The 13,813-nt window shown below is 50.5% G+C and carries 11 protein-coding genes and 5 pseudogenes (1 of these 16 only partly in view); 13 read left to right on the forward strand and 3 right to left on the reverse strand.

What is annotated here, in order from left to right:
* Window positions 1–23: 23 nt before the first annotated feature.
* From EGH24_RS08225 to EGH24_RS15910, 7 genes and pseudogenes are all read left to right on the forward strand, one after another.
* Window positions 24–1,067: a glycosyltransferase gene (locus EGH24_RS08225; RefSeq protein ID WP_142979676.1), complete on the forward strand. Its 1,044-nt coding sequence runs from the start codon at window positions 24–26 to the stop codon at window positions 1,065–1,067.
* Window positions 1,060–2,031, forward strand: coding sequence for a glycosyltransferase family 4 protein (locus EGH24_RS08230; protein ID WP_142979677.1), 972 nt, complete (start codon window positions 1,060–1,062; stop codon window positions 2,029–2,031). The genes EGH24_RS08225 and EGH24_RS08230 overlap by 8 nt, the downstream gene beginning before the upstream one ends.
* The gene (locus tag EGH24_RS08235) at window positions 2,028–3,395 is read left to right on the forward strand and encodes a sulfatase (protein ID WP_142979678.1); all 1,368 of its coding nucleotides are present in this window, start codon (window positions 2,028–2,030) and stop codon (window positions 3,393–3,395) included. Before EGH24_RS08230 ends, EGH24_RS08235 begins: the two co-directional genes overlap by 4 nt.
* Window positions 3,392–3,883, forward strand: a complete 492-nt coding sequence (locus EGH24_RS08240) for a methyltransferase domain-containing protein (protein ID WP_142979679.1) — start codon at window positions 3,392–3,394, stop codon at window positions 3,881–3,883. Before EGH24_RS08235 ends, EGH24_RS08240 begins: the two co-directional genes overlap by 4 nt.
* A 104-nt stretch (window positions 3,884–3,987) precedes the next feature.
* Complete coding sequence (locus EGH24_RS08245) at window positions 3,988–4,860, forward strand: glycosyltransferase (RefSeq protein ID WP_185903276.1); 873 nt, start codon at window positions 3,988–3,990, stop codon at window positions 4,858–4,860.
* A gap of 152 nt (window positions 4,861–5,012) precedes the next feature.
* Window positions 5,013–5,407 (forward strand): annotated as a pseudogene (locus EGH24_RS08250) (IS1595 family transposase); the annotation flags it as partial.
* Complete coding sequence (locus EGH24_RS15910; RefSeq protein WP_394348368.1) at window positions 5,367–5,627, forward strand: phage NrS-1 polymerase family protein; 261 nt, start codon at window positions 5,367–5,369, stop codon at window positions 5,625–5,627. The pseudogene EGH24_RS08250 and the gene EGH24_RS15910, both read left to right, overlap by 41 nt.
* A 113-nt stretch (window positions 5,628–5,740) precedes the next feature.
* Here EGH24_RS15910 and EGH24_RS08255 read toward each other — a convergent pair whose 3' ends face one another.
* Window positions 5,741–6,493, reverse strand: coding sequence for a hypothetical protein (locus tag EGH24_RS08255; protein WP_142979681.1), 753 nt, complete (start codon window positions 6,491–6,493; stop codon window positions 5,741–5,743).
* A 641-nt stretch (window positions 6,494–7,134) separates the two neighbouring features.
* Here EGH24_RS08255 and EGH24_RS08260 point away from each other — a divergent pair.
* From EGH24_RS08260 to EGH24_RS08275, 5 genes and pseudogenes are all read left to right on the forward strand, one after another.
* Window positions 7,135–7,360: pseudogene (locus EGH24_RS08260) on the forward strand (IS4 family transposase); the annotation flags it as partial.
* A 150-nt stretch (window positions 7,361–7,510) separates the two neighbouring features.
* A pseudogene (locus tag EGH24_RS15590) lies at window positions 7,511–8,210 on the forward strand (IS630 family transposase); the annotation flags it as partial.
* Window positions 8,211–8,214: 4 nt separating this feature from the next.
* A pseudogene (locus EGH24_RS15845) lies at window positions 8,215–8,381 on the forward strand (IS4 family transposase); the annotation flags it as partial.
* A 181-nt stretch (window positions 8,382–8,562) separates the two neighbouring features.
* Window positions 8,563–9,543, forward strand: a complete 981-nt coding sequence (locus EGH24_RS08270) for an LTA synthase family protein (RefSeq protein WP_142979682.1) — start codon at window positions 8,563–8,565, stop codon at window positions 9,541–9,543.
* Window positions 9,544–9,594: 51 nt separating this feature from the next.
* Window positions 9,595–11,079: a lipopolysaccharide biosynthesis protein gene (locus EGH24_RS08275; protein ID WP_142979683.1), complete on the forward strand. Its 1,485-nt coding sequence runs from the start codon at window positions 9,595–9,597 to the stop codon at window positions 11,077–11,079.
* 653 nt (window positions 11,080–11,732) lie between these two features.
* Here EGH24_RS08275 and EGH24_RS15320 read toward each other — a convergent pair.
* On the reverse strand, window positions 11,733–11,900 hold the full coding sequence (locus EGH24_RS15320) for a hypothetical protein (RefSeq protein WP_185903278.1): 168 nt from the start codon (window positions 11,898–11,900) through the stop codon (window positions 11,733–11,735).
* A gap of 209 nt (window positions 11,901–12,109) precedes the next feature.
* Between EGH24_RS15320 and EGH24_RS08285 the strand changes: the two genes are divergently transcribed.
* Window positions 12,110–13,033 (forward strand): NAD-dependent epimerase/dehydratase family protein, encoded by a 924-nt coding sequence (locus tag EGH24_RS08285; protein ID WP_142979684.1) that lies wholly within the window; start codon window positions 12,110–12,112, stop codon window positions 13,031–13,033.
* A 24-nt stretch (window positions 13,034–13,057) separates the two neighbouring features.
* Here EGH24_RS08285 and EGH24_RS08290 read toward each other — a convergent pair.
* A pseudogene (locus EGH24_RS08290) lies at window positions 13,058–13,813 on the reverse strand (class II fumarate hydratase); it runs 654 nt beyond the window's last position.

The raw sequence follows: 13,813 nt of genomic DNA on the forward strand, positions 1-13,813 counted from the left end.
TTGGAGTATCGGGAGGTAATCGAATGAGTACTGTCGTCGTTCATGATGGCGCAATCCACCCCGGTGGCGCGGTAAAAGTCGTTCTGGAAGCGTGCCATGCGCTTGAGGCAGATCTCGTCGTCGGTGTTTCTGGGATGGATCAAGACTGGTGGGAGTCACGTGCGCCGAATGGTGTTCGTCTCCTTTCGAGAAAATCGAAGATGGGGACGATTCAGGACATCCGAAACGCCTACCGGATGCTGAATCTGTCTCTTAAAGAGTATGAGTATATCATTACGTCGGGCCCTGCGACGAAATTCTTTCAGCCGTACGATCAGCAGACTCACATTCATTACCTCCATCATCCTCCACTTTCGAAGCTCTGGTTTGATGGTGGGCTATTCGAATACGCGAAAAGTATAATTGATAGAATAGAAACATTATCGATTCCAGTGGTAGTAGCGAATAGCCAACTGACTGCGGACCGGTATTGGAAACACTATGCGAGATCTGCTGATTATGTCATTAATCCACCAGTAGAGACGGAGTCCTTTTCGTGGAACAGCGAACATATTCCCGGGAAGTTCGTTATGGTTGGTCGATTAGAGGAGCGAAAGCGTCCCCTTCTTGCTGTCAAAGCCTTTGCAGAGCTTGCTGACCGTGACGACTTAGCTAAAATACCAGAACTTCACCTAGTCGGCGATGGGCCGTTAGCCGACGAAGCTCAGGTAAAAGCGACAAGCAACATTTATGTCCATGGGTACGTCAGAGACGAGAAACTCCGACAGATCGTTGAGTCGTCAGATGCGGGAGTATTTCTCGCCGAGAGCGAAGACTTCGGTATCACGCCGATTGAATACATGTCGGCAGGCCTTCCCGTATTAGGCGTAGACGAGCCGAACACGAATAATCAAATTAAGCAAGGTGTCTCAGGCCTACTCGTCGCCCCAGAGAAGGAAGCGGTAGGGGACGGTGTGTTGGAGATCATGGAACGAGAGTGGAATCGAAAAGAGATTTCGAAAGGTGCAGACGAGTACAGCTCAGCGCGGTTCCGAAAGGAAATTCGGGAGGTGGTCGAACATGTCTGATCCGATTTTCCTCTACAACGATCCTCATCCAGTGCACGAACGGATGGCTAACGAGATTGGGGCAGAGTTCGTTGAGTGTTCGAAGGGTGGCCCACTCGATCGTCTCCGTTCTGGAATCTCTCACGACTTTGGTAATCGGCCAGTACTCATTGAAGGAGGTGTTCCTCTTCTCGAGGCTGGATTCCTTGGAATAGTAGATAAGTCCGGGGCGATAATCGAACTTGCAGCTGATGGATCTCTAATTGATATCGCTGATCCGATTTCGGGTCGGCCGTTTCACGAACGTCTTGCTCACCGATTCGGCGAACGGTACGTTGATGGTACACTCGCTGTGAGTGACTACCTCGCGGCGTACGCTCGACAATACGACCGACCCGTTGAAGTGATACACCCATTTGTTGAGTCGGAACGCTATGGCCGATTACATTCGCTTGAACCTGGCGGAGATGAGGAAACGATTCTCTGTATCGGAAAATACCGACGAAAGAACGGGCAGGACGTACTCCGCAAAGCCATGGAGTCTCTGGATCAGAATCTAACCGCTCACTTTGTCGGGCCAGATACAGAAAATATTGCGGAAACTGAGGAAGTCAAGCCTCATGGATTCGTTGAGCTTGAGAAATTTTACGACTTGATGGAGCAAGCAGAACTAATAGTCTATCCTGCACACGTTGGTGCGTATCCTGTTGCTGTTCTTGAGGCATTACTTTCCGGGACACCGGTACTCACTTCACAATATGTTGGGAATGTAGATCTGGTTAGAGCTGTCCATCCGGAATTCGTTACTGAGCCCATTCCTTCGTCTGTTGCTGAAAGAATCAAGTCTGTTCGAAGACGCAATCTCGCTGCCGACGGTCAACGGGCAAAAGTGATTGCGGAGCAATTCACCGACGAGTGCTACACCCTCGACTTCGAAAAGCGGTTCAATGAAGTTCTGGCCCGTATCAGGGAGAACCAGAGATGAGTGAACGACCCAACATCGCGATGGTCTCGTGGGACAGTGTCCGCGCGGATCACATGCCGTTCCACGGTTATAACCGGAATACGGCACCGACTGTTTCCAAGATGGCCGAGAATGGATTGATCTTCGAGAACACACAAGTTTCTGCTGTAGGGACGGCGGCATCCTTTACAGGGGTATTCACTGGGGACCACGCGTCAGCGACAATGCTCAATCCGAGTCCAAAATATTGGGCAAACTCATTAGAAGATGAACGTCTTCTTTCTGAGGTGCTTCAGGACAACGGCTACTACACTGGCGGGTTTCATTTCAACGCTCTCATGTCGTCGAACTTCGGATGGAACCGCGGTTGGGACGTATATGAAGATCACCTGTGGGACGAAAAGGGGGGAAATAGCCCAACTGATGATGAGGAGGAAGACATTCGCTCGAAACTCTACGAGTTTCTCCAAGAACGTAATCTAGCGAACTTTGCTATGCATGCAAAGAAGGCACTAACCGGGGAGCCCCCTGTCAAATGGGAAAAGATGTGGGGAGAAATTGAGGAGTTCGTTGAAGATGCTCCTGAGCCGTGGTTCCTGTGGGTGCTGCTAATCGACACTCACCATCCGTACTACGCGCCTAGGGAATACCACAAGTGGTCCCAGCCTGGAATCCGTGCTACGTACGTGTGGAACTACGTGATGCGTCGCCATCGAAATCTCGTCGGCGAGAGACGGCGATCAATTATCAATGCATACGATAACACGATGCGATATGCCGACGAATTCGTTCGCCGTCTTGAAGAGAAACTTGAATCAGAGGGTTACGGGGACACTCCCTTCATTTTCCATTCTGACCACGGCGACGAGATGGGTGAACACGCGAGCTACGGACACCGGCCGTTGATGTACGATACAGTAACGCGCGTTCCATTAGTGATGAAGAATGTTGGCGAGACAGGGGTAAGGAAAGGGCCGCATTCTCTAATGGACCTCGGTAACGGTATACTGGAGATTACAAACATTGATGAACGACTCGGTCAGGGAGAATCGATTTTGTCACATAGCCGTGAAACGGTGACAATCCAGAACCTCCTTGGAGAAGAGTTCGGACGTACTGTTGCGGCAGTTGGTCCTGAGTGGAAGGTCCTATACCACCCTGAAGGAGACTGGGGACATGGACGAGAATTCACAGGCAACTCGTGGGAAGCGTATAAGCGTACGGAAGACCCGATGGAAAAAAATAATCGATGGGGCGATCATCCTGATAGCTTGGAGGCGGAGCTTCGAGACCAACTAGAGAGTTCCACTGATGTGATTGAAGCTGAAGGTGAAATGGATAGTTCTACAAAGGACCGGCTTCGAGAACTGGGATACATCGAATGAAGAAACTAAATCTTGGTTCAGGTCGGGATTATCGCGAAGGCTGGATGAACGTCGATATCAACCCTGAGTTTGACCCTGATATGGTAATTGATCTCGAGGAATCGAACTGGGACCTCCCTACTGACGAGTATGATGTCGTACTCGTCGATAACGTTTTTGAACATATAGATCCTCGTAAACGTCCGGTCTTTTTAACCGAGTGCCATCGTGTCTGCCACCCCGATGGAGAAGTAGTGATGCGTTGGCCGACACCCGGATTCGGTGGTGGATGGGATGTTACTCATTACAGTATTCCTAGCTGGGAGTGGCCCGAACATACCAACCACAAGGATGCTTGGGAAATTGTCCAGACGGATTTTAATTACAATCGGCTTGGTTGGCTTCTTCCTGATCGCATCGCAAACCAACTGATGTGGCTCGGCATTCGTACCGTATTAGGTGTGGAACTGACCATAACACCAAGTGGAGAGTATGAGGAAACATGGTAGACAAGCGACCAGCGATGCTTTATTATGGGAAAATTCACCACTCCCATAGAGCGATGGCAGAGTCGGTCGACGCAGAACTAATTCAAGTAGAGGGTGGACGCCCAATGAGTCGAATCCGTGCTGCAAGTCGACTCGATGTTGGCGAGAAACCAATTATAACTGAAGGGGGACGACCGCTTTTTCAAGCTGCCTGGATGGATATCTTTGGCAACTGTGGTCCAGTAATTCACCTCGCAGCCGACGAAGCGTTAATGAACATTTTCAATCCTCTTGAGCATTATTCGGTTACTACACGTGTGGCACACGCATGGGCACACCGACACGTCGATGCTGTTCTTGGTGTTTCCCCTCGCTTGGTCTCCGAAGCACGTGTATTTGGGACAGATGTGACGAAACTCATTCATCCATTCCCGTCACAAAAAAAGTGGGACAATTTGGGTAAAATAAGCCCAGAATTAGATTCCCAACAGGTTCTCGCTGTTGGATCTCATCGGAAAAAGAATAATTTTGAAATATTACAGGAAATTGCAGACGAGGCTGATTCCGAGATCGAGTTTGTCGTTGTCGGTCCGGATACTGAGTTACTTACTGAAACACGTTCAGTTACCACCTGCGGGTTTGTCGATGAAAGTGAATTTTTTGATCTGTACAAAGAATCGGGTGCGTTTATTCTACCTGCAATCGCTCAACCGTTCCCTGTCTCAACACTAGAAGCACTTCGTGCGGGGCTGCCACCATTTGTCACCACGGAGACCGGCACTTCTGATTACATACACAAAGTTCACCCAAAGCTTGTGTCAGGGGTTTCGATCCCCCAGATTGCGGCTTCACTGGACTGGTATTTTGACCTCGAAAGAAACGAACGTGAAAACCTTTCAACAGATGTCAGGTCAATAGGTGACCGATTTAGTCCTGTGCAAGGAAAGGAGACATTCAAAATAGCGTACCAGCAGACAATGGAAGAACTCAGAATATAAAAAGTACACTCATGCGAAGCAGGTTGTTGGTGGGATAGACCTGTCTCTGTGAAAGCGTAGCGGCCAAGGGTGACGTGGTTGAGTCATCGGGAAAAACACTATCTGGTACAAATGACAAGATCCTCCACAAGAGGGTTTGAGCGTGACGGTTCACCAGATGGAGTGGAAAGCGGGGTGACGAACTGACGCTCGTCGCGGGGTGCCGCGACGATCTCCAAGTAGTATCAGCAGAGGGAGTGACTTGCGATGATGAGTTGGGACCGGTGATTGAGGAGGTAGATGACCCTCCCAGCCTACCAGGCGATAGACCACGATCGTCAAACTGTCTGCCACGACGATGAATACGTCACTGATGAAGACGTTACCACGAACCAGGTAGAGTGTCTCTGGTCACTAATCCAGCCGTGGTTGGCGAAAATCCGTGGCCTGCTCCAAGCNNNGCTTGGAGCAGGCCGCTCGTTCCTATGGCTTTCTCCGCTCCCTGAATCTCAGTCACGCACCCATCCATGGAGTCATTGAGTGCATCGCTGTCAACATCTTCCGCTAAACTACACAAGAGCGTCTGGTGTAAAGGTGACCAGCAGTTGATGGATGAGTGTTTCCGCACCTCTGGCCGAATGCGGAGCAAATGGGACGAGGTTCATTACTCGAATGGGGACACCTATCGCGAGAGGCATATTCGAATCGCCTATCCGAGAGGAGATGATACGTTGATTGGAGATACGTACAATATAGGAGGAGAGATACCACGTCTAATCCTCTTATAGTATCCTACTGGTTACGCCATATCCTCTATCTAGTTATATGACAACCAAACAATATATGAACAGTTAATTGATGACACAATCAGACCGGTATTGGGGAAGCCGCAGTTGCCAGTTCACATATATCCGAGCGCACGAAGGTTCTCTTCGACAATCTCTTCATCGATAAGAGTTGACTCTACTGGAGGGTCTGTTCTTATTCTCCTTCGTTCAGTATATTCTGTCTCAAGCCAAGGCACCCGATAGCACTCTTGTGTTGGATTACCGTGACCGACTTGTGTCAACCCGTGACGTTTTTCACCTAAGTTTTCTCCGTGGTCCGCGCTCACAACTGATTTACCATCAAGTTCTTTAAGAACTTTTTGTACCTTTGGCTCGATCATATCTATAGTGTCAATATAAGATTGTTCGAGTGTGCCCTTCGAAATCACCCCTGACCGGTAGAGCAAAAACATTCCTGGATAAGCATCTCCAAATTTATTCCGTAATTTTTCGGATGTTTCTCCTATATGAGGGGTGTGAGGTTTCATATAGTGGATTATAATGCGCTTATTTGGGAACTCTTCATTTGTTTCGAGTGCTTTTTTTGACAACTTATCAAAACTCTTGATTCCACCTGTGTTCGGACAATAAATAATTGAATGGAAAGTTCCCTCGCCCAGTTTTGAATATCTTTGGTAGTATGGATTTGAAGTGACCACGACAGTATCGTGGAACTCAAAGTTTTGAAAATTATTTACTATGAACTCAAGGCTCCACGTTCCTTTTGAGGTAAATGTTGATAGTTTGCCAGAGATACACGAATGCTTTCGGAAGTAATCTGCACGATAGGAATCTAATATAATCAAATTATCCCAGTCCTTATCCATTATGTTTAAACCGTCCTGCTCTTGTTTGAATATATATCTAAAAATCAAGACATGAAACGCGTGTATTGGACCAGCAGGACCGCCAACCAATAGTTTTGATTGAATATACGTATTTATATTTAACCTCGAGTATATTTTCCTCCTAATATATTCAAGCGTCCCGAGAATTGCTAATCTCCACGTTCCAAGTAAAACCAGCTTCCGGAATTTTTCTATCTGTGAATTCATACCAGTATATTAGATATTCTACTACAACAAACGCAACGACCGTATTTGGTTTCTTTATACGTCCTAATAGTTGCTTCCCAGTGGATTAAGTGAGTTTTGGTATGGCAGTAGTGCAGAACTGTACTCATAGCATGATGGTTGGGCTAGCGACATCATTTCCTCAATGGTGATTGACGAGTGCGACAGCCAATCGAAGGCAAAGAGCGATGAAAACGTGTGAATTGACTCGTACTCGGCCTCGGGCCCGGGGGTCCCGAGACCGGGATCCTTGCAGACGCCAATCGCTGTTTCAACTCGTGAGCGTTCTGCATACATTTCGTCGAGTTGGTGCTGCCAGCATCCGTTCTAGTTTAGTGGGGCGGTCTCTACTGTCTGTTGATTACATCGCTATCGCTAACCGTTCGAAGAAACCGGTGGGGGATGTGATCTACGAACCACCAGATTCTGTTGTCGTTGATCGGATTGAAAGAGCGTTTCCATCAGTCTCGTTGAACGAGAGCGGAAGTTCGACTTTGTTGCGCTGTTGTATACGGTTTCGTTTGGTTTTGTTGCTGGCTCAGACCGATCATTCAGGCGTTTCTTGAATGCTTCGTCGAAACTGCTGACTGTGATGAACTGGCGTATTCCTCTTTCACCAGCTGATTCTCACCGACGTTCGTTGCAACCCTTCGAGCAATTATTTATAATTAATAAGTAAGAAATTATTTTTAATAATATTCTGATTGTATTCTCTGGATCGTTCAGGTCGAAAAGAGTTCAAGCGTCACCTCTCCGAAGACAAGATGAACGTTTCTGCGAGGTCTTGGACAGTCATACGCGAAACCACGGCCAAAGCGTCCTCACCAACCCGAGAATACAGAGGAAATCCTCGAAGAGCGCGTCGACGACGCGCTCGACGAGACAGATGCCCCGCACAATAACCATCCCGAAGATCCCGATGAAGGCTGGGTCGTTGACAACAATATCTGCACTGATGGCGGCACTGTGTTGGGATTCTTCGACGCATTAAGCCACAACTGTACGAGGACTCTCGTCGGTGGGATACGTTGATGATCCACACATTGAATGACCGCTTGTCAAGACAGACGATTCAGCAGCCAGATGCTATGTATACAACGGTGAGAGTGTTATCACGTTCAAAGAAACCGAGAAGAAAAACAAATTTGTGGATTTTTAGAAGAGGTACGCGAGCAGAATCCCGGCAAGCAGATTCTGATCGTCTTGCATAGACACGGTTCTCATATAGCACACGCGCAAGCGTGCCCACCAACTCGCGATAAATCTGATTTTTCTCCCACCAAGCTCGCCGCATCTTAATCCACTTGAGAAAGTCTGGGACTTCCTCAAGTGGATAATAGTACCGATCATCGTCCAAAATGAAGACGAGTTCTTTGAACTCCTCAAAGACACGTTCGACCGAATAACCAACCGTATTAGCTTCGCTAAGAAATGGTGTCAGAAGTTGCTTAGCTTGCACAAATTATTTTAGTCATTATCGATCGCACGCCCAGCTCATCCTGCATGAACTGAGCCAGCATCTCAGCTACTCATTGCGCCATTGATCAGTCGGATGACTGAAGATGTCCAGAAAATCCATCAGGATCAGCCAATTCTCCAAGAGAGGCTCGCTACCATTACACAACAGGAGATAGCGAATTAGCTAAAGACGAATGATCTTTTCGCATCCATTAGCTGGAGACCGTCCATCGGAGAACACTCTGTCGTCTGCATTGCTCTACTGAGAGGTCAGGAGCAACTTACGAGAGCGTGACGAAATCGTTCTGAGGGATAAATACGTACAGAAGTATTTTTCAACCAGCCAAACTTTGATTCAGGAACAAATGGGCATTCAAGACTGGGTTGGGCAAATCAGACAAGATTATGCACGGTATGGGTTACGCGGTTTTAAATTTAACATCCAAGACCTATTTCAAGGAATCCTGAGCCGCGGAGGATTTTGGATCAATTACGGAACTGATTATTACAGTCGTGAGTGGGATCTATTAGTAGTTCTCGATGCCTGCCGCTGGGATCTGTTTGAGGAAGTTGCTGACGAATATGATTTCATCGAATCTTCTGGGACGTTCATGTCTAACGCATCACATTCTCGGGAATGGTTACATAAGCATTTCATGGAGCCAAAAAGCACGAAAGATAAAGTAAAAGCCTGGACCGAGTTGCTCCCGAATGTCGACAATATGGATATTTTCGAAGAGCACTATACAATGTCTAATCGGCCGGAAGTCGCTGAAACAGCATATATCACTTGGAATGTTTTCGCCCGTATGCTTGAAGATGATGCGTTCTGTGAGTATATACCAGTGGGGAAAGCAAAGTGGGATGATTCGGATGTAATTCTGAATCCACGTACGATAACTGACGAGACGATTCGAGTAATGCGCGAGTCGGAACCAGAATACATCATCGCTCACTATATGCAACCACATACCCCGTTCCGCGGTAGTGATGGGTTGGATCTTGATGGCAGTGTGTGGGAACGTATACAGCGGGGGGAGAAACAGTATGACGAGGCATGGCTAGAATACAAAGACAACCTTCGATGGGTTCTTGATGATGTCGAACTTCTGCTTGAGAATGTTGATGCAGAAAAAGTGGTTATCACTGCGGATCACGGAAACGCGATCGGCGAGTGGGGATGTTACGGGCACCGGCCGTACGTCCCGAATCCAGCGGTCAAGCGGGTCCCGTGGGCGACGGCAACAGCGACTGACGAAGAGACATACGAACCGAAGTTAGAAGAATGGGAAGATGCAGACGAATCAGAAATTCAGGATCGTCTTGAGGCTCTGGGCTATGCCTAATCTCTGCCGACTCTCCAGTGTTCTGAGGTTAAGCCTCAAAGAGTGACGACGATGAGTGAAGAAAAAAACACGAGCGATATCGACCCAAAGGATGTCAGTATCGGCACAGAGGCACTCTCTGGCGGTATTGCGCGAATCGCCCTTCTTGGTATTGGATTCTTAGGGAGTATCCTGTTTGCGAGGATTCTGGGAGCCACGGGGTTTGGAGCGTTCTACTTGTTGGTAACGCTGGAAAACGTGGTCGATAGACCGATTATCGGATTTGCCGAATCGGTGCAGAAGCGGCTCTCAGAATCCGAATCCGAGCCGAGGCAGTACTACGGTGCATTCTTGATTACGTTCGCTGTATTCGCGGTGTTCATCTCGGTTGTTGCGATTGTTGGCCGCGATATAATAAACGGATACGTCCAACGGGAGGATGCGTTCCTGCTGTTTATCGCACTGTTTCTGGCACTGTCCGCACAGGAGGCGTTCAGTGCTGTGTTTGCCGCTACAGGCCGGTTAGGAATAATACACTGGATTGACGCACTCCGTTCCTTCATCACGATTCCGACACAGGTGCTACTCGTTCTGGTTGGATACGGTGTCGTCGGGATGACTGTTGGACTGGCGGGCGCTTCCCTAGTAACCCCGCTGATTCTCGTCTATCTGTTGGGACTCCAGCCTACGATACCTGACATAGCTGTGTTCCGTTCCCTGTTCGAGTACGCCAAGTACAGCGTTCCTAATAGCATAACCTCGTTCGGTTACGACCGAATCGCGCTTCTAATTTTGGGATTCTACCTTACTCCCGCCGCAGTCGGCTATTTTGAGGCAGCACTAAAACTAACTGTCCCTGCCCTCGCTATCGGGATGATGGCGTCTGGGGTCTTGATGCCGAAAATAAGCAATCTCTCCTCTCGCAACGAGGACTTCTCCCAGGAGTTACGAGACGTAATGAGCTACTCAAGCGTGTTTGCGATACCCACTCTCTTTGGTGCTATCGTGGTTTCACACAAACTCATGATTACTATCTACGGGGGTGAATTCAGGCCGGCTGCAAAGTTCTTGATTGGAGTCGCATTCTACCGGCTCTTGACGACAAGAACGAAACCGCTAGTGAGCACACTCAGGGGTATCGACCTCCCGAAGTTGGACTTGTTTGGAACTATTCTTTCGACTACCGTCCTTCTGGTAGTCGGGATTCCGGCTCTCAATCGGTTCGGTGCGATGGGAATGCTAGGAGGTGTCGTCGCTGCTGCGGCCAGCCGCTATGTTCTGAACGCTTGGTTCGTCCGGCGAGAAGTTGGTCCGGTCCCACACGCACCCCGACCGTTCATCGCGCAGGTCGTTGGGGGAATCATCATGCTCATTACACTGGAAATAGCCAAGCGACTATTCGTTCTCGCACCTTGGTACCGCGTGTTCCTTCTGGTCGGATTCGGGGCAGTCGTGTACTTCGTCGTTGTCTTCGCCATTTCTCCTCATGTCCGGGGAACGGTGGTCCGAATTGGTGGAGATTTTATTGAGGAGAAACTCGGCATCACGCTGGTGTAGCTCTACTGAACTACGAGTTCCCGGACCGACTCTGGAGAGCGACCAGCGAGGTCCGCCGCGAAGAACTCATTATTCCGTCGAATCCGGTCATCCGACCAGTTCCACTAGGCGATATCCTGAGGTAATTCTCTCATCTCTGCTTCGAACCGCCATCCGATGGGTTCGCTCGGATGCCTGCAACGATTTCATAGGGTTCAACATCTCGGGACACAATTGCGTCACCCCGACGACAGCCCCGTTTCCAATAGTGACTCCAGAGACAACCGTTGCATCGAGTCCAAGCCAAACATCATGACCGATCAAGACGGAATCCTGATCAACGCTTTCTATCCCTTGAAAACCAAAGTGAGAATATATTTTTCATTGTATCGAAGCCCGCTGCATGCCGTGGTCACGCTGTTGTACCGATGACTCCGCAGCCAGAGCGCACCGATCGATGAATTCGACCTCCAGCAGTGGCGTGAGCGGATCGCCGTCGTCCGCCAACGACCGTCATCCTTGACGCCACACTCGAAGGTAACCTGACAGTGGGCAATCGTGAGACGATCCGGGGAGAGGTCGAACGTGTCTGTGAAATCTCCACGGTCGATGAGTTTCTTGATGAGTTCCCAAATGACTATAGCTCATATCTCAGTGATGACGGCATCAGGCACTCAGGTGGCCAACGCCAGCGGATCGCCGTCGGATACGCGCTGCTGACCGGCACTGACTTTATCATCCTCGATGAGGTGACCCGCGACCTCGATGCGGGTATCGAGGCAGACCTCCAAGCGTCGATCAAATCGATAGATCGGGAAATTGGTGTTATCGCCATCGCCCACCGGTTGTCGACGATCCAGAACGCTAATAGAATCTACACGCTTGAGGAAGGCAAGATTGTCAAATCCGGCACACACAGAGAGTCGATCAAGGCGTCGGGAACGTACGCCGGGTTATACGACATGCAGTCGGGACACGATAATCCCAGCAGGGATTATTTCAGCCAGGACAGAATCAAAGTAGTCATTAATCAGGGTTGGAAGACGCAGGTATGCAGAACCAACGCGTTCTCGTCACTGGTGGCGCAGGCTTTATCGGCTCAAACCTCGCCAACCACCTCGCCAGGGACAACGATGTCATCGCTGTCGACGACACATATCTCGGCACGCCGGAGAATCTCGACGATACCGTCGAGTTCGTGGAAGCATCGGTCCTCGACGATGACCTACCGGCCGATGTCGATGTCCTGTTCCATCTTGCTGCACTCTCTTCGCGGAATATGCATGAAGAGAACCCGCAACGGGGCTGTCGCGTCAACGTTGAGGGGTTCGTCAACACTGTCGAACAGGTCAGGGAGCACGGCTGTGACACAGTCGTCTACGCTTCGACCTCCTCGATCTACGGGAGCCGGACCGAACCTTCGCCGGAGAGCATGGCGGTCGAATCCCAGACAGCTTACGAAGCCTCGAAGCTCGCCCGGGAACGTTACGCCGAGTACTACGCCCACCATCACGACATGGCGATGGCTGGCCTCCGCTTCTTTTCGGTTTACCAAGGATTCGGTGGCAACGAGGAACACAAAGGCAAGTACGCCAACACGGTCGCGCAGTTCGCCGATGCTATCGCCAACGGCGACGCACCGGAACTGTTCGGCGACGGCACCCAAACGCGGGATTTCACCCACGTCGAGGATGTCGCTCGCGCCTGTGAACTCGCCGCCGACCACGAACTGACTGGTGTCTACAACGTCGGCACCGAGGAGGCCTACACGTTCAACGAGATGGTCGAAATGATCAACGACGCGCTCGGCACCGACATCGATCCCGAGTATATCGAGTGCCCCTTCGACGGCTACGTCCACGATACAATGGCTGACATCACAAAATTCCACGAGGCAACCGGCTGGGAACCACAGATTAGCTTCAAAGAGGGTGTCGAACGCGTCTGTGAGCCTTACCTCGCTGAGAAAGCCTGAGCCGCAAATAAAATAGAGTCCAGTCTACTCGTCAGTCCCGAGAATCACACGATGGGTCATCGCTTCGGGGTCGAGTACCTCGTCGGCCTCTTCTTCGGTGAGATAGCCTTCCTCAACGGCGACCTGCTTTACCGTTTTGTCCTCGGCAAGAGCCTGCTTTGCCACCTTGCTGGCCTTGTCGTAGCCGATCGCGGGGTTGAGCGCGGTCGCCAGGGCCATACTTTGCTCGACCTGCTCGGCGCAGTGCTCCTCGTTAGCCTCCAGTTCCGCGACGAACCGCTCGGCGAAGACCTCGGAACCGTTGGCGATGAGGTCGGCCGACTGGAGGAAGTTATGCGCCAACACNGGCTTGTAGAGGTTGAGGTCGATCTGNCCCTCNGCNGCGCCNGCNGANACGGCNGCNTCGTTNCCGACGACCTGCTTGTGGANTTGGTTNACNGNTTCGGCGACGACNGGGTTGATCTTNCCNGGCATNATNGAGGANCCGGGCTGGTTTTCGGGCTGTTCGATCTCGCCGAGCCCGTTGCGCGGGCCCGAGGCCAGCAGCCGGAGGTCGTTNGCGATCTTGTTNANCGAGCCNGCNACNNNNCGNAGNGCNCCGTGNGCCTCGCTCATCGCGTCGTGGGCNGCCTGNGCCTCGAAGTGGTNGTCGGCCTCNCGGAANNNNAGGCCNGTCTCCTCGGCGATGTAGTCGGCCGCGCGCTCGGGGAACTCCGGATGGGTGTTGAGCCCAGTCCCGGTCGCGGTGCCGCCCAGCGCGAGTTCGGCGAGNTGNTCNNG

The organism is Halonotius terrestris (genome assembly GCF_006861665.1).
Taxonomy (GTDB): Archaea; Halobacteriota; Halobacteria; order Halobacteriales; family Haloferacaceae; genus Halonotius; species Halonotius terrestris.